The organism is Methylorubrum rhodesianum, from assembly GCF_014199985.1.
GTDB lineage: Bacteria > Pseudomonadota > Alphaproteobacteria > Rhizobiales > Beijerinckiaceae > Methylobacterium > Methylobacterium rhodesianum.
The window spans coordinates 1-18973 of record NZ_JACHOS010000010.1; the positions used below are offsets into that span (position 1 = coordinate 1).

The 18973-nt window shown below is 71.9% G+C and carries 16 protein-coding genes; 9 read left to right on the plus strand and 7 right to left on the minus strand.

Annotated elements, in window-relative coordinates; translation table 11 throughout:
• Positions 1-240: 240 nt before the first annotated feature.
• From HNR01_RS27370 to HNR01_RS15315, 6 genes are all read right to left on the minus strand, one after another.
• Complete coding sequence (locus HNR01_RS27370) at positions 241-852, minus strand: hypothetical protein (protein ID WP_246417521.1); 612 nt, start codon at positions 850-852, stop codon at positions 241-243.
• A gap of 378 nt (positions 853-1230) precedes the next feature.
• A complete protein-coding gene (locus HNR01_RS15295) occupies positions 1231-2241 on the minus strand; it encodes an SLAC1 anion channel family protein (RefSeq protein WP_017487301.1) in 1011 nt (336 codons plus the stop codon).
• A 30-nt stretch (positions 2242-2271) separates the two neighbouring features.
• Positions 2272-4530 carry a xanthine dehydrogenase family protein molybdopterin-binding subunit gene (locus HNR01_RS15300; RefSeq protein ID WP_183668429.1) on the minus strand — a complete coding sequence of 753 codons (2259 nt, stop codon included), beginning with the start codon at positions 4528-4530 and terminating at the stop codon, positions 2272-2274.
• 11 nt (positions 4531-4541) lie between these two features.
• On the minus strand, positions 4542-4988 hold the full coding sequence (locus HNR01_RS15305; RefSeq protein ID WP_017487299.1) for a (2Fe-2S)-binding protein: 447 nt from the start codon (positions 4986-4988) through the stop codon (positions 4542-4544).
• 181 nt (positions 4989-5169) lie between these two features.
• Positions 5170-6186, minus strand: coding sequence for a zinc-binding alcohol dehydrogenase family protein (locus tag HNR01_RS15310; protein ID WP_183668431.1), 1017 nt, complete (start codon positions 6184-6186; stop codon positions 5170-5172).
• Between the two features lie 33 nt (positions 6187-6219).
• Positions 6220-7203, minus strand: coding sequence for a DMT family transporter (locus HNR01_RS15315; RefSeq protein WP_183668433.1), 984 nt, complete (start codon positions 7201-7203; stop codon positions 6220-6222).
• Between the two features lie 225 nt (positions 7204-7428).
• On the opposite strand from HNR01_RS15315, the gene HNR01_RS15320 reads away from it, so the two are divergent.
• On the plus strand, positions 7429-8307 hold the full coding sequence (locus tag HNR01_RS15320) for a LysR substrate-binding domain-containing protein (RefSeq protein WP_183668435.1): 879 nt from the start codon (positions 7429-7431) through the stop codon (positions 8305-8307).
• Positions 8308-8383: 76 nt separating this feature from the next.
• Here HNR01_RS15320 and HNR01_RS15325 read toward each other — a convergent pair whose 3' ends face one another.
• Positions 8384-9178 (minus strand): SDR family NAD(P)-dependent oxidoreductase, encoded by a 795-nt coding sequence (locus HNR01_RS15325; RefSeq protein ID WP_183668437.1) that lies wholly within the window; start codon positions 9176-9178, stop codon positions 8384-8386.
• A 139-nt stretch (positions 9179-9317) separates the two neighbouring features.
• Between HNR01_RS15325 and HNR01_RS15330 the strand changes: the two genes are divergently transcribed.
• The 8 genes from HNR01_RS15330 to HNR01_RS15365 all read left to right on the plus strand — a co-directional run bounded on the left by HNR01_RS15330 (position 9318) and on the right by HNR01_RS15365 (position 18932).
• Positions 9318-10274: a GlxA family transcriptional regulator gene (locus HNR01_RS15330; RefSeq protein ID WP_017487293.1), complete on the plus strand. Its 957-nt coding sequence runs from the start codon at positions 9318-9320 to the stop codon at positions 10272-10274.
• Between the two features lie 114 nt (positions 10275-10388).
• A complete protein-coding gene (locus tag HNR01_RS15335) occupies positions 10389-10649 on the plus strand; it encodes a hypothetical protein (protein ID WP_017487292.1) in 261 nt (86 codons plus the stop codon).
• A gap of 244 nt (positions 10650-10893) precedes the next feature.
• The gene (locus tag HNR01_RS15340; protein WP_183668439.1) at positions 10894-13014 is read left to right on the plus strand and encodes a caspase family protein; all 2121 of its coding nucleotides are present in this window, start codon (positions 10894-10896) and stop codon (positions 13012-13014) included.
• Positions 13011-14345, plus strand: coding sequence for a hypothetical protein (locus tag HNR01_RS15345; protein ID WP_183668441.1), 1335 nt, complete (start codon positions 13011-13013; stop codon positions 14343-14345). Before HNR01_RS15340 ends, HNR01_RS15345 begins: the two co-directional genes overlap by 4 nt.
• A 207-nt stretch (positions 14346-14552) precedes the next feature.
• On the plus strand, positions 14553-15539 hold the full coding sequence (locus tag HNR01_RS15350) for a DMP19 family protein (RefSeq protein ID WP_183668443.1): 987 nt from the start codon (positions 14553-14555) through the stop codon (positions 15537-15539).
• Positions 15540-15797: 258 nt separating this feature from the next.
• Positions 15798-17189, plus strand: a complete 1392-nt coding sequence (locus HNR01_RS15355; RefSeq protein ID WP_183668445.1) for a hypothetical protein — start codon at positions 15798-15800, stop codon at positions 17187-17189.
• Positions 17186-17689 (plus strand): hypothetical protein, encoded by a 504-nt coding sequence (locus tag HNR01_RS15360; RefSeq protein WP_183668447.1) that lies wholly within the window; start codon positions 17186-17188, stop codon positions 17687-17689. Before HNR01_RS15355 ends, HNR01_RS15360 begins: the two co-directional genes overlap by 4 nt.
• 49 nt (positions 17690-17738) lie before the next feature.
• The gene (locus tag HNR01_RS15365) at positions 17739-18932 is read left to right on the plus strand and encodes a hypothetical protein (protein ID WP_183668449.1); all 1194 of its coding nucleotides are present in this window, start codon (positions 17739-17741) and stop codon (positions 18930-18932) included.
• The last annotated feature ends 41 nt before the right edge of the window (positions 18933-18973 follow it).

The window sequence follows — 18973 nt, forward strand, 5'->3', positions numbered from 1 at the left end:
TCAGCTCCGCTCCACCGACAATCCCGAAGACCGTCGAAGCCCTCGCCCACCAAGCGGTGGACCGCGGCGCCCCGTCGGTGAAACGGGGTATAGGGGGCGCGCGGCCGGAGGTCAATCGAAAAATCGCGGAAAGTGCAGGGATGCCTGCCCACGCTCAAATCACCGGATTGACGGGGCCTTCCGCAGGCGATGCGTTCCCCTGCCGCCGAGGATGTTGGCAGGCGTCGACGCGCGGCGCGTCTACAGCCTCAGCACCGCCAGCGATTTGATGCTGCCGCGCTCATTCAGGTCGAGCCCGTGCTCTCGGATCTCTGCCCGATCCAGCTCGCGAAACACCTCGGCACGGGCGTGCGGACCGGCCGCCTCCGCCGCCATCAACTCGGCCTCCCATTCGTCGCCGGCGACGACGAGCACCGGCACGCCGACACGATCGGGCGTGTCCACTCGCACGCCGTACGCCCTATTCACCGTGCCGTACGGCCGGTGCGCGTCCGTACGCTCGCTGGGGTGGGCCGTGCGCCGACGACGCGACAGAGCCGTGCGGCCGAGGATGCCCCGTCGTCCGCCAGCAGGATCCGCGGCGTCATCGACCCGGTCATCAGGATCCCTCGCGTCATCGGCCCGGCCACGATGTCGCTCGCGATCCGGGTTCCGTGCGAGGCCATCGGCGACGTAGCCGGTGACGAAGGCGTAGATCGCCTTGTGCAGGAGATCGATCCGCTGCTCGTCGCGGGGCCAGGTCCAGGGCGGTGCGCCGGCGCCGGTCGCGTTCTCGAGCGCCTGATCGTTGAGCAGGCGAAGGTTCAGGAACAGGAACGAGGCGACGGAACCACGCATTCCGCGCTCCGCCATCAGCATCCGGAGCGGCCCGAGGGCGATGCCCTGGCCCCAATGCATCGCCCAATTCAACCCGACCCGGTCGCGATCGGGCCGCGCCGGCAGACCAAGGACGCGGCGAAGGGTGTGGGCGGGAACGAAGGAGTTCGGCCGGCCGGTGAGGCTCTGCTCGACCTTCTCGCGAGCGTCATCGCGGCGACGCCGGCGGCGCCGGCGACGAGCCCGCGGGCCAGTGTCGATCCCCGGTCCGACCGCGATCGTGAGCCGGGCTCGGACCGATCGGTCCACGTCTCGTCGCCGGTCATGAGCATCCTCAAGGCTTTGCGGGATCGAAGCGGAACGCGCTTCTTCCCGGCAACCCCGAGGCAGACCGGTTTGTTCGCCGCTCTCCCGTCAGCTCGTGAGCCGGCGCAACTCGCCCCGCGCGATCCCGAACACCGTCCGGGCGGCAAGGGCCGCGATCACCAGGGTGGCGAAGGCGAGCAGTCCCAGGGCCAGCACGTCGATCGCGGCATCGTCCGCGTGCCCGGCGTAGCGCAGGGCCGCGACGGCGGTGGCCGCGAGGGGAAAGCTCACGGCCCACCACGAGACGCGGAACGGGCAGCAGCGCGGCATGTCGCGCAGACGGCCGACGAGCACGACGAGAACGAACAGGCCGATGAGGAACAGTGCCTCCGCGAAGGCATCGATCCGGCCGAACGTCGCGGTGTAGCTGGAGAAGCCGACGACGAAAGGGGCGACCAGGATCATCAGCGTCGGCCGCTGGCCCGCGGGCAGCGGCTCCTCGAAGACGAGGCGCGAGAAGACCAGGGTGAAGAGCGGTATCGCGAAGAAGAGGCCGACACTCAGCGCGAACATGGTCAGTGTCTGCGTATGGGGCAGGCCGAGCATCGGCGCGGCGAGCGGGATGTCGAGGAGGCCGACCACCGGCACCATCCAGGCGGGCGTCGCGTGGGCGAGTTGCTGACGGCTTCCCATCCAGCGGCTGACGATGAGGACGGCGAACACCACCATGCCGGCCGCACCGGTCACCCAGGCCGCCGCTGCGAGCAACGGATTGATCCCGTTAAGCACGAAGGGCAGCAACAGCAGGCTGATCAGGACGGTGCCGAACAGGTTTCCGGCGATCGGATGGCGGAACTCGGCCAGCACCGTCGGCCAAGCCGTGACCGCCTTGACGCCGTAGGCCAGGGCGAGGACGAGGAAGGTGAGGAGCGCGCTCCAGCCGATCGCCTCGGCGACGAGGCTGGGCAGGCCGTAGCGCGCACTGGCCAGACGCCATGCCACGGTCAGACCGGTGAGCCCCATCACGGCACCGAACAGCGCGACCGGCAAGTATTCGAAGCGCGGCGCTGGACCGGCACGAACCGGGCTCGCCTCCCGTGACACCGCCGCCGTCGTCATCGTTGCGTTTCTCCACCCCGCCGAACGGCCTCAGACACCGGACAGATGCGTCTTGGCGAGCGGCAGGCTGCGCACGCGCTGACCGGTGAGCGCCGCGACCGCGTTGACCACCGCGGGCGGCACGCCGGGCAGCCCCGGCTCGCCGATGCCGCCCATCGGCGCCCCGCTCTCGACGATGGTGACGTGAACCCGCGGCATCCGCTCACGGTCGAGGATCGGATAGGCATCGAAGTTCTTCGCCTGACGCTGGCCGTTCTCGTAGACCACCTGCTCCAGCAGCGTGGAAGAAAGGCCGAGCGCCGCCGCGCTCTCGACCTGCCGCTTGACGATGGCCGGATTGACCACGCTGCCCGGATCGATGGCGATCCAGAGATCGTGAACCCGCGCCTCGCCGTCCTTCAGCGACACCTCGGCGATGGTCGCGGTCTCCGAGCCGAAGGGCGAGGCCATCGAGATGCCGCGTGCCCGGCGGGTGCCGTCCTCCGCCGGAAACGGCCCGCGCCGCCATCCACCGGCGAGATCCGCGACCGCCCTGAGCAGCGTTCGGTGGCGCGGGCTGTCCTTCAACAGCGCCATGCGCAGATCGAACGGGTCGCGGCCGCCGGCTGCGGCGATCTCGTCGAGGAAACTCTCGTAGAAGTAATCGTTCATCGAGTGGCCGACCGAGCGCCAGAAGGCGATCGTCACAGGATGTGGCACCTTCACGTAGTCGAGTCGCCGGTTCGGGATCGCGTAGGGCTTCTTGTCGAGACCCTCGACGACGGAGGAATCGACCGGCGACTTGAACAGCGCGCCGAACCAGCGGCCGATCGGGCCTTCGCCGACCGCCGTGGTCTGGAGCGCCACCGGCATTCCGTCGGCCCCGAGCGCGGCCTTGAACCGGGCGAAGCTCAAGGGGCGCACGGCATCCATGCCGAACTCCTCCTCCCGCGACCACAGAACCCGGACCGGCCGGCCCGTCGCCCTGGCGAGCAGGATCGCCTGCGGGAAGGGGTTGGCCGGGCCGTAGGCGAAGTGGCGCCCGAAGAAGCCGCCGAGCATCGGCGAGTGGATGCGCACCCGCTCGGGTGTCAGGCCCGCGGTCTTCGCGGCGATTTGCTGGAACAGCTCCGGCATCTGGTTGGGCAGCCAGAGATCGAGGCTGCCGTCCGCCGTGAACCGGGCGACGGCCGAGGGCGGTTCGAGCTGGGCATGGGCGAGATAGGGCGCGTCGTACTCCGCCTCGATCACCCGCGCGGCGCCCGCGAAGGCGGCAGCCGGATCGCCCTCCTGCTCGGCCGGGATGCCGGGCTCGGTCGAGCCCTTCAGCGCGGCGAGCATCGCCGACGAGGAGAAGGTTTTCGAGACCGTCGCGGTCCCCTCCGGGGCCGGATCCGTCCAGGCGACCTGCAGGGCCTCGGCGCCCTTGCGCGCCCGCCACCAGGAATCGGCGACCACCGCCACCGCGCCGGGCAGGCGGTGAACCGAGTGGACGCCCGGCATCCCCTGCACCTCCGCCTCGTTGGCGATTGTCTGCGGCTCGGTCCCGAGCTGCGGCGCGTGCTGCACGGCCGCGTGCAGCATGTCCTCGACGCGGATGTCGATGGCGTAGGTCGCGCGGCCGGTCGCCTTGTCGCGCATGTCGAGCCGGGCCACCGGACGGCCGATCCAGCGGAAGGCTTTGGGGTCCTTCAGCGCCACGTCGTCCCGCGGCGGGAGCGCGAGGGCGGCTTCCGCCACTTCGCCGTAGCCGAGGCTCCGGCCGGAAGCGGCGTGGATCACGCGCCCGTCCTCGGTCGTCAGGCTGTCCTGGGGCACGGCGAGCCGGGCGGCGGCGGCGCGCATCAGCATGTCGCGGGCGGTGGCGCCGAGCCGGCGCATCGCCTCGAAGCTCGACCGGGTCGAGAAGCTGCCGCCCGTCATGCGCAGACCGTTGACGACGGCGTAATCGGGACCGGGCGGCGCGCATTCGACGGCGAACCGGGCCGGATCGAGGTCGAGTTCCTCGCCGATGGTCTGGGCAAGCCCGGTATTGATGCCCTGGCCGCCCTCGACGAACGGGCTGAGCAGGCGCACGGAGCTGTCGGGGCGGATCTCGAGGAAGGCGGCGACGCGGGTACCGGGTTTCGGCGCCACCGCCGCCGGCCCTTCCGCCCGGGTCTGGGCGGCGGCCTCCCCCGGCAGGTCGATGCCGAGCAGGAGCGCACCGGCGGCGATCCCGAGGAAACCGCGGCGCGACAGGTTCTGCACCGGCTCCACGGGGTGCCGGGCACCGATGCCGAGGCGATGGAGGGGCGTGAGATCGTTCATCCTCGCCTCCGTCAGGCCGCGGCCTGCCGCACGGCGGCGGCGATGGCGTTATAGGTGCCGCAGCGGCACAGGTTGGTCATTGCCGCGGCGATCTCGTCCTCGGAGGGTTTCGGGGTTTCCTTGAGCAGGCCGGTCGCGGCCATGACTTGGCCGGACTGGCAGTAGCCGCATTGCGGCACCTCGATCCCGATCCAGGCCGCGACGACCCGGGCGCCGACCGGATCCGCTTCGATCGCCTCGATCGTGGTGACGGCCTGCGCGCCGACGCTCTCCACCGGCACCTGGCAGGAGCGCGTCGCCTGCCCGTCGAGCAGAACCGTACAGGCACCGCATTGGCCGATGCCGCAACCGTACTTGGTGCCGGTCAGTCCGAGCGCGTCGCGCAGAACGAAGAGTAGCGGCGTATCTGGATCGGCATCGACCGTATGCTGATGACCGTTGATCGTGAGACTCACCATCGACCGACACCCCTGTGGCTCCGCCTGACCGTATCCATGGTCATCGATGACTCGGATCCCGGCAACGCCATAAACACAGCATTTTCGGACATGCCGGCGCATTGGCTGTACTCCGCCTGCCCCGGGAAACGGGCCGCGCTCGGCCCGGCGAGCGACCGCCGTGGCGGAGCGCCGCCCTCGGTCAGGCCCAACCCTCCAGCACGATCTTGCCCTTGGCCCGCCCGCTCTCGATCAGCGCGTGGGCGCGGCGGAGATTGGCGGCCGAGATCGCTCCGAAATGGTCGGCCACCGTGGTCTTCAGCGTGCCCGCATCGACGAGGCGCGACACCTCGTCGAGCAGGCGACCCTGCGCGTCCATGTCGGCGGTGGCGAACATCGAGCGGGTGAACATGAACTCCCAATGCGTCGAGACGCTCTTCTGCTTGAGGGGCAGCACGTCGAGAGCGGCCGGATCGTCGATCAGCGCGAACCGGCCCTGCGGCGCAACGAGGGCGCCGATCTCCGGCAGGTGCCGGTCGGTGTGGGTGGTGGAGAACACGAAGCCCGGGGCGCCGATGCCGAGCGCCGCGACCTCCGCCGCCAGCGGCCGGGTGTGATCGATGACGTGATGCGCGCCGAGCGTCCGGCTCCACGCCGCCGTCTCGGGCCGCGAGGCGGTGGCGATCACGGTTAAGTCGGTGAGCCGGCGGGCGAGCTGAACGGCGATGGAGCCGACACCGCCGGCTCCGCCGACGATCAGGACCGCGAGCGCCGCCCCCGGCACCGGCCGGCGGATGTCGAGCCGATCGAACAAGGCCTCCCAGGCGGTGATCGCGGTGAGCGGCATCGCCGCGGCTTCCGCGAAGGACAGCGAGGCGGGCTTGTGGCCGACGATCCGCTCATCGACGCAATGCAGCTCGGCATTGGTGCCGGGTCGGCCCAGCGCACCGGCGTAGAAGACCGGGTCCCCGACCTTGAACCGGGTCACCTCCGGGCCGACCGCCTCGACGAGGCCGGCGGCGTCGTAGCCCAGCACCTGCGGCTGCCCCTCGGGCGGGTTCGCGCGTCGGCGCACCTTGGTATCGACCGGATTGACCGAGACCGCCCGCACCCGGACCAGTAGGTCGCGCGGCCCCGGCACGGGCTCGGGCAGCCCGAGGTCGAGCAGCGCCTGCGCGTCCTCGATGGGCAGGGATTTGTGGAAGCCGACGGCACGCATGGGAAGACTCCTTCTGGCTTGACGAGGCCCGCGTCAGTTGCGGGCTTTCCTTCGGTGCGGATGGGTGAGGCGGGCGGGCACCGCGGTGGCGGCGATGCCGAGGATGATCGCCAGGGCGCCGAGGACGAGGTCGGGTCCGGGCATCTCGTGCAGCGTCACCGTCGCGATCGCGAGGCCGGTGACGGGCACCCCGAGCATCAGTGTCGACATCCGGCTCGCCGGCACCCGCTGGCTCGCGGCATTGACGGCGCAGAAGCCGAAGGCGGTGGCGAGCGGCCCGACGAAGATCAGGCAGGCCCAGAACGTCACGGTCCCATCCCCGGTGAACGGTCCCTCGGCCGTGCGCGCGAGCGGCAGCAGCACGGCGGCGGCCAGCAGCATCTGCCAGGGCGCGAGCTGCGCTGCGGAAGCCGCCGAGCGACCGTGGCGCAGGTGCAGGATGCAGACGGCCCAGGCGGCGGCGGCCGCGAGCAGCATCCCGTGGGCGCCGAGCACGGCGCCGTCCCGCCAGTCGATGGCGTGCGGATTGAACAGGATCGCGACGCCGAGGGCCGCCAGCCCGATCCCGGCCCATTGCAGGCGCCCGAGCCGCTCGCCGAAGACCAGCACCGCCATCGGCACGACCCAGATCGGCGTGGTGTAGCTCAGGATCGCCGACCGTCCGGCCGGCAGATGCGTCATCGCCACGGCACCGAGCGCGGTGAACAGCATCATCTGCAGCAGGCCGATGGAGGCGATGAAGGGGAGATCCGCGCCCCGAGGCCGCCACACCGCGCCGCGGGCAGCCTGCCACGCGAACAGGCAGGCCGCGCCCGTGGCGAAGCGCAGGGCCGAGAACCAGAGCGGCGAGACATGACCGAGCCCGAGTTTCATCACCGGCCAGTTCGCGCCCCAGAGCAGGATCGCGCCGCCGAGCAGAAGCGCCGGCGCCGAGCCTACGCCGGCGCGTCGGAGGGCGGACGAAGCCGCCAGGGCATGGCAGGCGGGCGGCTCGGGGATGGCGGTCGAGGCGGACATGGCGGGCCTCTTCGAGGGAGGCGGAGTGGGCTCGAAGCCCATCCGGCCGGTCGTCGGGACCGGCGAGCCGAAGGATGCGCCGCCGCGATGAAGTTGAGAAACGCATAGTTCTGATCGATGCGATCAGATTTTCTGCTTGCTGAAAGTCATCCGGATCGCGAAGATGCGTGACGGCCGGGGCGGGTTGCCGCCTGTCCGCGTTCACAGCCGAGACGCCAACCGGCCATGCGCCATCCGGACCTCGAACTCGACCTGCTGCGCGCCTTCGTGGCGGTGGCGGAGACCGGCAGCTTCACCGCCGCCGCCGACGTCGTGCATCGCTCCCAATCGGCGGTGAGCCAGAAGGTACTGCGTCTCGAGGAGATCCTGGGACGCCGCGTCTTCGACCGCACCAGCCGCACCCTCGGGCTGACTCCGGACGGCGAGCGCCTGTTGGTCGCCGCGCGCCAGATGTTGGAATTCAACGACAAGCTGATGCGCGAGTGGCGCGAGCCGCCGGCCAGCGGCACCCTGCGGCTCGGTGTGTCCGAGGACTTCATTCCCGGCCAGTTGCCGAAGCTGCTCGCGCGCTTCAGCCGGCTCTATCCGGGGGTGCATATCGACCTGATGACCGGGCTGAGCTGCACCCTGCTCGAAGCCTACGACGCCAACCGGCTCGACGCGGTGATCGCCAAGCGCAGCGGCACGCATCCCCGCGGCCGGGTGATCTGGCGCGAGCCGCTCGTCTGGCTCGCCTCCGCCGATTACGAACTCGATTTCACCAAGCCTGCCCGGCTGGTGATGCTCGCCCCGCCCTGCAGCTACCGCGAGATGATGATCGCGGCGCTCGACTCGGTGCGGCGGGAATGGAATGCCGCCTGCACTGCCAGCAGCCTCGCCGGGGTGCAGGCGGCGGTGGCGGGGGGCCTCGGCGTGACGCTGCTCGGCCGCTCATTCCTGCAGGAGGGCATGCAGATCCTGCGCGCCCCCGAGGTCTGGCCGGCCCTGCCGATGACCGAGGTCATGGTACTCGGCGAGGAGCGGGCCGCAGACCTCGTCCAGCCGCTCATCACCTTCCTCGGCGAAAGCCTTGCCGGCCGCGACGGGCTGGACTTCGCCGCGTGATGTCCCGGCTTCCCCTCAACCAGGGATCCGCCCTCGACCCGCGGAAGGACTCATCCTTTCGAAACCTGATATCGGCTCAAGCCGCGCGGTAGCGCGAGGCTGGGACGGCGTTGGAAAGGTGCGGGAGCATGGTTTGCCGTGCCGCCTCCCAGGCGTCCCACTCGGCAGCGTCCTGAAGCGAGGGCACGGTGGCGAACTCGCCCCGGTCGAGGCCGGCGAGCGCGGCATCGACCAGATCCTCGGCCGACATCACCCACTCCTGCGGCAGGTTGCTGGCGGGCAGGCCGGCGACATCCCAGAACTCGGTTCCGGTCGCGCCGGGCAGCACCACCTGCACCGTGACGCCGGTGCCGGCGAGTTCCTTGCGCAGGCTGTGGCTGAAGCCGAGGACGAAGGATTTCGAGCCGCCATAGACGCCGTTCAGCACCTCGGGCCCGATGGCGACGATCGAGGCGATGTTGATGATCGTACCCGCTCCGCGGGCCGTGAAGGCGGGCACCGCGGCGTAGGTCAGGCGCATCGGCGCGGTGACGTTGATGGCGATCATCCGTTCCATCTCGTCCACGGAGGCGGACGCGAGCGGCGCGGCGCTGCCGAAGCCGGCATTGTTGACGAGATGGGTGATGGACGGATCACTCTCGAGGATGTGCTCGACCGCGGCGAGACCCGCGCGCTCCGTCAGGTCGGCCTCGACGGTCCGAACCGCGACGCCGTGGCGGCGGGACAGGTCGTCGGCCACGGCATCGAGCCGCGCCTTGTTGCGGGCAACGAGGATCAGGTCGTGGGTTCGGGCGGCGAAGCGGTCGGCATAGACGGCGCCGATGCCGGATGAGGCGCCGGTGATGAGCACGGTGCCGGAGGTCGAGGTCATGGTCCGGGTCCTGTCCTGAGGCCGGCCGCGGCGTTTGCCGAGGCTGCATGGCCGTTTCGATGGCAGGACCCTATCCCTGGACCGGCGTGTCTGAAATGACGTATAAACGTCAAAACAGGACATAGATGCGGAGCGTCGGATGCGGCAGGTCGGGTTCATCCTGGAGGACGGCTTCCAAGTGATGGGGTTGGCCGCTCTGTCCGCCTTCGAGTTCGCCAACGTGCATCTCGGCCGCGAGGCCTACCGGCTGCTCGTGATGTCGGAGCGCGGCGGCACCGTCCGATCCTCGCTCGGCATCGGCATCGAGACCGTCCCGCTGGCGGAGGCTCCCGATACGTTAATGGTGGTCGGCGAATTGCTGCCGCGCCCGCTCACGCCGCGTCTGCGCGCCTACATCGCCGGGGCCGGCCGAACCTCGCGGCGCGTCGCGGGCCTCTGCACCGGCGCCTTCGCCCTGGCCGAGGCCGGTCTGCTCGACGGACGGTTGGCGACGACCCACTGGGCCCATGCCCGCGACCTGCAGGAGCGCTTTCCCCTGATCCGCGTCGATGACGACCGAATCTTCGTCGCCGACGGCCCGATCTGGACCTCGGCCGGGATGAGCGCGGCGATCGACCTGACGCTGGCGCTGATCGAGGACGACCACGGCGCCGAGCTGTCGCGCGCCATCGCCCGCAAGCTCGTCGTCTATCACCGCCGCCCCGGCGGCCAGTCGCAGTTCTCGGCGCTGCTCGAACTGGAGCCGCGCTCCGACCGGGTCCGCCGCGCCCTCGTCTACGCCAAGGAGCACCTGCGCAACCCGCTGACCGTCGAGGAACTCGCCGAGGCCGCGAGCGTCAGCCCGCGCCAGTTCAGCCGGCTCTTCCGCGAGGAAACCGGACAATCCCCGGCCAAGGCGGTCGAGCGGCTGCGCCTGGAGGCGGCGAAGGCGATGCTCGAAGAGGGGCGCCACACCCTGGACGTGGTGGCGCGCGACACCGGCTTCGCCGACCGTGACCGGATGCGGCGCGCCTTCCTGCGCGCCTTCGGCCATCCGCCGCAGAGCCTGCGCCGCAGCCTGCGCCTGATCGAGGGCCCGGAAACCTCCGCGGCTTGAGCCTCGCCGGGCGCCCGGCGATTTTTTCTCAGGCCGGTTCGCGCGAAAACCGGTCTGTCGCTCCCATGCCCCTGGCGAAGGCGGATGGACACCGCCCGATCAGGGAGAACCGACATGAACAAGGTGATGATCCTGGCACTCGTCGGCGCCGGCCTCCTCGGCGCCGCGCCCTCCGCCTTCGCTCAGGAGGCCGCCGCGCCGACCGGCAATCAGGAGTTCCTCGGCGTCGATCTCGACAATGGCGGCGTCTACTACAACGGGCGCAACTCCGGCCGGTACTGCCTCTACCGCACGGTCGAGGTGTTCAATCGCTACACCGGCTATGTCGAGGCCCGCCGGGTGCGCCGCTGCGGCCGCGGCCTCTACCTGCCGTAGGGAGGCGACGGGATGCTGACCGCCCTCTGCCCGCTCCACCTCGCCGCCCTCGGCCTCATCCTCGTGCTGTTCTCCGGAGGCTGAGGGACGATGGACGACCCCACCTCCTCGCCCGTGCGGCGGGCCCTTCGGGGCGGCATTGTTTCCCAGTCAGCGAGCGGCTACCCCTAGGTGGCGCCCGAGGCGGGTGCCCCGCTCCAAGGATTTGAGACTCGGCCCGCGAGCCGAGAAGAGGACGATCCGCATGCCGAGACAGGGCCTGGTATCCGCCGCGCGCAGAGCAATTCGCGATGCCGTGTTCCTCCTGGCCGCCAGCCTCGCCCTCGCCGTGCCGGCCCAGATCGCGCTGGCCGAGATCGCACCCGCCCAGGCCGCCGCCGAGACGGCGCCGTTCGCCGACAATGCCGACTCGGTCGCCGTGGTGATCGGCAACCGCAGCTACAAGCAGACGGTCCCGGTCGATTTCGCTCATAACGACGCGGAGGCGATCCGCGCCTACCTGATCGAGCGTCTGGGCTACCGCGACAGCAACGTCTTTCTCCTGAAGGACGCGACCCTCAACGAGTTCAACCAAGTCTTCGGCACCGAGCGCAACCCGCAATCGGGCCGGCTCTGGCGCAGCGTGCGCGAGGGCCGCTCCAACGTGTTCGTCTACTATTCCGGCCACGGCGTGCCGGATCTCGCGACGAAACAGCCCTTCCTGCTGCCCGAGGACGGCAACCCGAACCAGGGCGAGAGCGGCTATTTGCTGGAAACCCTCTACCGCAACCTCGACCTCGTGAAGCGCAAGATCGGCTCCGAGCGGCAGCTCGTGGTGATGGTCGATGCCTGCTTCACCGGCGAGACGGGCCGCAAGGGCGAGAGCCTGCTCGCGGTCTCGGCCCCCGGGTTCAGTCCGGCCCGGCCGAAGGCGGAGAGCGGGATCGTGCGCCTCGTCGCCACCTCGGGCGCGACACCGGCCAACTGGGACGAGGCGAACAAGCTCGGGCTTCTCACCAGCCGCTTCCTGATGGGCGTGTCGGGGCTCGCCGACGCCAAGGATGGGCCCGGCAACGGCGATGGACTGATTCAGTGGCCGGAATTGAAGGGGTATCTGCGCCGCGAGGTCGAGGAGGCGGCGCGGCGCGCCTCGGGCCGCGAACAGGTGCCGGAGATCGACGATGCGCCGATCGTGTTGAAGGCGTCGCTCCCCGTCGCGGCGGTGGCCGGCGGCGTCGCGGCGATCGGCGACGAGGCGGCGTGGCGCCGCGCCGAGAGCCTCGGCACGCGCGAGGCCTTCGAGGCCTACATCGGCACGTGCGGTGAGGCTTGCGCCCACCGCGCCCAGGCGATGGACCGGCTGCTCGCCGGCCGCAAGCGCGATGCGGCGGCGATCGACCAGGAGAACTGGGCGAAGTTCGGCGGCGCGCGACAGTATCAGGCCTATCTCGATTCCTGCGGCGAGGTCTGCGCCTATCGCGGTCTCGCGGAGGGCTATCTCGGCGGCACGAACCCGAGCAGCGATCCGCGGGTGAAGCGCTGCGACGAGCTCGCCGCCGGCACCGACGATCCCGACCGGCCGAAGGGCGTGCCGGGGGTGAAGCTGGGGCGCATCGAGGCCTCCGCCGCCATCGAGGCCTGCCGCGGGGCCTCGGCCGCCTACCCGCAGCTGCGCCGCCTCGCCTACCAGCTCGGCCGCGCCTACGACCGGGCCGACCGGTCCAAGGAGGCGTTCGCGTCCTATGACCGGGCCGCCAAAGCCGGCAGCGTCTCGGCGATGAACAACCTCGCAGCCCTCTACGAGAACGGTCAGGGGGTGAAGCGCGGCCAGGCCGAGGCCTACCGCCTCTACCGGCAGGCGGGCGAGGCCGGGAACGTGGTGGCGCTCGCCAACGCCGCGCGGATGCTGGAATACGGCAACGGCGTCCCCAAGGACGAGGCCGGGGCCGTGGCGCTCTACAAGCGCGCGGTCGCGGGCGGCGACGTCCCCTCGATCTCGAAGCTGGTGCCGCATTACGCCACCGGCAGCTACGGCTTCCCGCGGGACCTGCGCCAGGGCTTCGACCTGTTCCGACAGGCGGCCGACAAGGGCGATCCCGTCGCCATGGCGACGATGGCGACACTGATCGACAATGGCTTCGGCCGCTACTTCCCCGGCGTGCGCTCCGCCGACATGGTTCTGCGGGCGCTCAAGCAGGGTGAACTCGGCGCGGCCTCGGTCTCGGCCACGGATACGGCGGCGCAGAAGCTGAAGCCGGAGACGATCCGCACCGTGCAGCGCGCGGTCAAGGAGGCCGCCTACTATTCGGGGGCCCTCGACGGCCGCTTCAATCCCGTCTTCGTCCGCGCCCTCGACCAGTACGCCCGGGCGAACGAGGCGGAATGAGGCTCCTCCTCCTCGCGGCCTTCCTGCTTCTCTCAGCGGCCGCCCGCGCCGATCCGGCCACCGCCACCCTCGCCCCCTTCCTCGACGCGGTGGCGGCCTGCGCCGGGCGGCCCGACCTGACCCTCGCCGTGGTCGGCGTGGAGCCGGGTCAGACGGCGCTCTCCCGCGAACAAGCGGAGGAGGTGCGCCTCGCCGTCGAGAGCCGGCTCCAGGCGACCGGCCGCGTGCGGCTCGCGGCGGCGGCCGACGTGGTGCGGATCAAGGCCCTGCGCGAGGGTACGTCCGGCCTGTCGGGGGTGGAGGCCGAGGCGCAGATCCGCGCGGCCTTCGCGGGCGATGCCAGCGTCTTCCTGGTGGAACCGCGCCGGGCCGGCGACACCGCGGCCCTGCGCCTCCAGGCGATCACCCGGAACGCCGCCTGCAAGGCGACGAGCGAGCCCCTGATCGTGCCGATCCGCGTCGGGGCGGCCGTCGCCGACATCGACGCGGTGATGGAGGGCGCCGTAAAGACTTTCGCCGCGGCGGCGCCGCACGCGAAGGCCATCGAGGTCTGCCCCTTCGTGGCCGAGGGCGGACACTCCACCTGCGCCGGCGCCCTCACCGACCGCCTCGTCATCGCGCTCGACGCCGAGGCGCGCTCGGCCAACCGCATCCTGAAGGGGGGGCGCCTCGACGTGCGCCGCCGCCCCCCCGGCACGGCCTGTGCCGGACCGGTCACCGCGCGCGGGCGCTTCCTGACCGACCCGAACCGGCAATCGTGGATGGAGCTGGAGTTCCAGCGCGATGACGCCGTGCTGGCCCCGACCGGGCGGCGGCGCATCGGGATCGAGGGTCTCGGCTGCGACCCGACCCCGCGGCCCTTCCTCGACCATCTCGCGGCGACCGCCCGCACCGATGCCGGGCGTCTCACGGTGGCGGCCACCGCCACGCCGTTCTCGGCCGGACAGCGCCTGGAGATGCGCATCGAAGCACGCGCCCGGCAAAGCCTCTACTGCTGGGTCCTCGCCCCCGACGAGACCGCCTTTATCGCCCTGCCGGTGCGCGGCAACACCGCTTCGGCGGCACCGCTCAAGCCCGGCGAGGCGAAGCGCTACCCGCGCGGCTACGGCCTCGACGAGATCGTGGCGGGCGAGCCGTTCGAGAACCTCTTCGCCTGCTTCGGCGTCGACGGCGGCCTGCCGCCGGAACTCGCCGAGCGCTGGCTCGCGGCGGCGCCGGGCGTGGACGGCGAGGCCAAGTTGCTGCAGCCCTCCGACGTGCTCGACCTCCTCGAGAAGATCCGGGCGACGCCCGGAATCACCGAGGCGACGGCGCGGATCGTGGTGCGCTGACGCCGCGGACAGCGCCGGGAGACGAGGATCGAAATGGACGGTCAAGCGAAGGTGCTCGGGCGGACCGGGTCAGGCGTGCCGCAGCGTCCGCCTCGCCGTCCTCCTGTCTCGGGACGATGGTTCGGGCTCGCGACGGCCTGCCTCCTGACCGCCGCAGCGTGCCCGCCGGCCCGAGGCTGCGACCTCGAGGCCCTTCGGCACTACCCGATGACCAAGGCGCTCGAGAACCGGGTGGTGCCGCTGCGCATGCCGGACCTGTTCTTCAAGTCCGACACGCGCCGGGACTTCAACCGCTTCTCTCTGGACGCGGCCGGTGCGGCCGAGATGCGGGCCGCCCTCGCGCGGGGACTGGCGACCTTCAAGCCTGCGGAGCGGTCCGTGCTGGTGCTGGCCGCGCTCGATCACTGGACGGGCGGCGCCACCGGCCTGAAGGGCTTCTTCGTCCTCTCCGACAGCGTCTTTCTCGAGGACGCGCTCCAGGCCCTCGATGCCGAGGGATTGGCCGGGCACGCCGCGCTGCTGCGCAAGGGAGCGGCCCTGTTCGGGCCGGGTTACGGCGGCACGCAGGCCCGGCGCTACGACCGCTGGAGCGACGGCCACGGCGAGATCCGCGATGCCGCGCTCGACGCTGCCCTGGATCGTCTGTCCGAGCGCTTCCGCGCCCTTCCGCGCCTCCTCGACGAAGCGGCGGCGCGGATCGCCCGTTCGCCGGAACTCGCGGCGCTCTACGAACCGCTGCGCTCCGGCGCGGACGAAGACGACCGCCTCGCCTTTCTCACCGGCGGGCTTTGGACCTGCCTGAACCACTACGACGCGCCGGCGGCGGTCGCGGCCCGCCTCGCCGCCCTGCCGCCCGCCCATGCGCGGATCATCGTCGTCCGGATCTTCGAGGCTGAAATGCTGAACGGCTCGGTGCACCAAGCCTTCTTCAATTCCTCAGGGGTGCTGGCGCCCGACGTCGTCGATGCCCTGAAGGCGATGAACCTGCCCAAGCACGCCGCCGCGGTCGAGCGCGGCATCGCGATGTTCCCCACGCCCTATCCCCGCGACACCGAAAAGCGCCGGGCCTTCATGGGATCGCAGAACGAAGCCTTCGACAACCGGCTCGGGGATCTGACGTCGGACGTGGACGACGGGGCGATGCACGAGGCGATGATCGCCACCGCCCGCGCGGCCGACATCCTGCCCAAGTGAGGGTGGCAACCTGCTGCCGCCCCGCACCGTCGCAGCCGCCCGCATTTCGCTCATGAACGCTGCAGACCTCGGCCTCGCGGCGGCGCTCCGCAACATCCGGCCCGCATGAGACCGGATCGCGCTCTGGCCCGCCCATGCGGCGGCTATGCTGCGACCGCACGCGGCGCCGGAGGGTGACGGATGGCCGGGCTCGGGATAACCATACAGCGAATCGAGAAATCGCAAGGGGTTGCACGGCGCCCCGGCACCGGGAGGCGCATGACCGGCGGGTACGATGAGCGTTGCGCGGCCGATCTGACCGCCGTCTGCGACGGCCGCGACCTCTCGCGCGAGGACCGCACCTGGCTCGCCCGGGTCGTCACCGGCGCCGTGCGCCCGAACCGCGACAAGCCGCTCTGGGACCTCGCCCACGCTCTCGCCGCCCTGGCCCGCGGGACCGAGGCTGCAAGCGGCCGCGACCTCGTCACCCTGGCGCTCGATCCCGGCCTCGCCACCGCAGCGGCCGTGACCGCGCGCTTCTCCGGAACCGTCGTCGCCGACGCCCGCGGCCCGGTGTTCGGCGAGGCGTGGCGCACGAGCTGGGCCGGCCTCGCCCGGCTGCTCGCGCTCGCCGAATTCGTACTGACGGCGGAGGATCTGGCGCAGTTCGCCACCGTCACGGGCTGGCTCGACGAGCTTGCCGCCGCGCCCGATGCCGAGGGCGCCGCCTTCCTGGCCAAGCGCCTCGCCCGCCACCTCTCCGCCTATCGCAACGCGCACCTGCCGCTGGCGCCACTGGAGCGCCGATTCCGCGCGATCCTCGGCTTCCTGGCCGGGCGCAAGGCCTTCACCGACGACGACATCCTCACCTTCTGGCGCGGCGAGATGGAGGCGGGCGAGCGGCCGGGCTTCCGCACGGTCGCCGAGCACTTCGTGACCTTCGAGGCGGCCGCCCATCTCATCGGCGGCCTGGAGGGGCTGTCCGCCCCCGTTTCCCTCGACGCGCATGCCGGCTGGGAGGAGCGGCTCGACGCGGCCCTCGGCGACCTCGCCGCCGCCGAGCCGGCCGAGACCCTGGCGGCCCTGCTCGCCGACTGGCCGGAAGGTCCGAAGATCCTCACCGGCGCCGAGCGCGAGGAGCTGACCGACCTCCTGCGCCTCGAACCCTTCCACCGCACCCGCCCGCTGACGACACTGCGGGCCGCGAGCTTCGGGCAGGTCCAATCGGGAATCGCCAACCGCCTGCGTCGGGGCGGCGGCGGGGGCGAGGTCGCCGAGCGGGCGACCTGCGCCGAGGCCCGGAGCTACGCGGCCCTGCAGGAGCGGGCCGGAGCGCTCGCGGCCCACCTCGCCCGGATGCTGCGCATCGCGGCGGCCCTGCGCATCGCCGAGCGCGACGGCCTCGATCCCGAGACGCGCGCCGTGCTGGAGGCGGCGGAGGCGGATCTGCGCCGGATGCGACGGTCCGGCTTCGAAGACCGCGCCGCCCTCGCCCGAGGTTTCGCCGCGGCCGAGACCGCGCTCCTGCGCCTCGCCGAGGAGGCCGGCCGGCTGGAACGGTCGCTCGCAGGCCTCGCCCGGCAGCGCCCGCTCGACGCGGCCTTCGCGGCGGACCGGTCCCTATTCGCGGCAGCCTTCGCGGCGGCCTATGCCGGGGAGGCTGCCGCGTGAGCGAGGATGCCCGATTGCTCGCCGAGATCCACGCCGCCCGCGCGCTGACGCGTGCGCGGCCTTCCGCGGCCCGGCCGAGTCACGCCGCTCTCTGGACGCATGCCAACCGGGAGCCGGGCGCCCCGGTCGATCTCGCCGTGGTCCGGGCGCTCCGCTCCGATCCCGAGGCTGCCCGGCGCTACCGCACGCTTCTCGGCGCCCAGGCCGTCGCCCACGCGCCCCTCGCCGCGGCGGCCTCGGACGGCGCGCTGACGCGGCGTCGGGTCGGACCGTTCGAACTGGAGATCCTGGTGGGCACGCCTCCGCTCCTGATCCTGCGCGGACCCGACGCGCGGATGCCACGGCGGATCGAGGCCTGGCTCGGCGACGAGGCGGTGCGGCTCGACCTCGGCGAACCGGTCGACGGGACGATCCTGCTCGCCCTCGACCCGGCCGTGGCCGAGGCCGATCGGCTCGGGCAGATGCTGCGCGATCCCGCCTGCGCGGTGTTCCTGTTGTGAGACGACCTGTCGTGACGAGGCCGGCCGCACCCCGGCGGATCAGGCGCGCATGAGCGGGCTTTCGATCCTCGTCGTGATCCCGACCACGAGGGGGCCGCTGCGCCTGCGCTCGTTGAGCCCGCGCCCCGGCCTGCCGGCGCCGGCCGCCTTCGCCGACGGCGACTACCGCCCCCTGCCCTGGTCGGCCGACTACGCCCGGCTCTGCGCGCCGGGTGGGCCCGTCGCCCGGCTCGGCGGCGCGGCGGGATCCCCGCACGAACTGCGCCTGTCGGGTTCGTTCGATGCCGGCCGCTCCTGGGAAGTGCCGGTCTGCCTCGCCCACGGCCTCGCCGCGCACGGCCACCGCTTCGTCGCGGAACCGGCGCAGGCCGATCTGATTCTCTGGGCGACCGGAGCGGTCGATCGCGATCTCGCGGTGCTGCCCGGCGACTACGCGCTCCTCGACAAGATCGAGCGCTCCCGCGACCTGCTCGCCGAGGCGCCGGATGTGCCGCTCGCGGCTCTCCTGCCGGAGGGGCCGGAGCGGGCGGAGGCCGAGACGGCCCTCCGTGCCCTCGTGAGGACCGGGGCACCGCGGATCCTGCCCGCCGCAGATGTGCCGGCCGCCTTGGATGCGCTGACGCCGCCGAAGGGCATGGACGGGCCGGCACCGCGCCGAAGCGGGGGGGGCCTCGCCCTGCCGGCGGGCGCCGCCGCGGCGGCCGGCCTCGTCGGACTCGTCGGACTCGTGGGGTTCATCGCGCTCGGGAGCCGGCCGGCTCCCGTCATCGGCGCGGCCAACGATCCGGCGGCCGGCCCCGCCTCGGCCGCCCCCGCGCGTGAGGCGGAGACCGCCCCGCCCTCCCCGCCCGCAGCGAAGAAGCCGGCCGCGATCCGCGTCGAGGAATTACGGGCACCGCCCGGCTCGTCCTGCCGCCGCGTAACCTTCGGCGCCGATCCGCCCGAGCGCCGCCCGGTCGAGTCGGAGGGCGGCGAGCGCCTCGCCCCAACCCGGCTCGTACCCGAATTGTGCGGGCTCGCCATCGGGGCGGCGCCGGGCCTGCGGCTCGAAATCGGCCCGGAACTGCGCGCCGCCGCCTTGCCCCCGATCCGGCTCGCCGACGGGGCCCAGGGATTCTTTCTGCGCGAGGGCGGCCGGCAGAACCTCGTCTACGCCGTCCATGCCCTGCCGGAGACCAAGGCCCTGCCGGAGGCGGGCGCCGCGCCGCCGGACGAGCGGCTGGTCCATGCCCTGACCCGCTGATGGGTGCGCAGTCCGCACTCTGAGACTTTTGACCCAGCCGG

Coding starts and splice junctions, on each gene's coding strand:
- HNR01_RS15325 (WP_183668437.1), bottom strand. CDS start 9,178: ATGACCTCGACCTCCGGCACCGTGCTCATCACCGGCGCCTCATCCGGC.
- HNR01_RS15315 (WP_183668433.1), bottom strand. CDS start 7,203: ATGTCCGCCTCGACCGCCATCCCCGAGCCGCCCGCCTGCCATGCCCTG.
- HNR01_RS15365 (WP_183668449.1), top strand. CDS start 17,739: ATGAGCGGGCTTTCGATCCTCGTCGTGATCCCGACCACGAGGGGGCCG.
- HNR01_RS27370 (WP_246417521.1), bottom strand. CDS start 852: ATGGCGGAGCGCGGAATGCGTGGTTCCGTCGCCTCGTTCCTGTTCCTG.
- HNR01_RS15320 (WP_183668435.1), top strand. CDS start 7,429: ATGCGCCATCCGGACCTCGAACTCGACCTGCTGCGCGCCTTCGTGGCG.
- HNR01_RS15355 (WP_183668445.1), top strand. CDS start 15,798: ATGACCGGCGGGTACGATGAGCGTTGCGCGGCCGATCTGACCGCCGTC.
- HNR01_RS15300 (WP_183668429.1), bottom strand. CDS start 4,530: ATGAACGATCTCACGCCCCTCCATCGCCTCGGCATCGGTGCCCGGCAC.
- HNR01_RS15330 (WP_017487293.1), top strand. CDS start 9,318: ATGCGGCAGGTCGGGTTCATCCTGGAGGACGGCTTCCAAGTGATGGGG.
- HNR01_RS15340 (WP_183668439.1), top strand. CDS start 10,894: ATGCCGAGACAGGGCCTGGTATCCGCCGCGCGCAGAGCAATTCGCGAT.
- HNR01_RS15350 (WP_183668443.1), top strand. CDS start 14,553: ATGACCAAGGCGCTCGAGAACCGGGTGGTGCCGCTGCGCATGCCGGAC.
- HNR01_RS15295 (WP_017487301.1), bottom strand. CDS start 2,241: ATGACGACGGCGGCGGTGTCACGGGAGGCGAGCCCGGTTCGTGCCGGT.
- HNR01_RS15335 (WP_017487292.1), top strand. CDS start 10,389: ATGAACAAGGTGATGATCCTGGCACTCGTCGGCGCCGGCCTCCTCGGC.
- HNR01_RS15305 (WP_017487299.1), bottom strand. CDS start 4,988: ATGGTGAGTCTCACGATCAACGGTCATCAGCATACGGTCGATGCCGAT.
- HNR01_RS15310 (WP_183668431.1), bottom strand. CDS start 6,186: ATGCGTGCCGTCGGCTTCCACAAATCCCTGCCCATCGAGGACGCGCAG.
- HNR01_RS15345 (WP_183668441.1), top strand. CDS start 13,011: ATGAGGCTCCTCCTCCTCGCGGCCTTCCTGCTTCTCTCAGCGGCCGCC.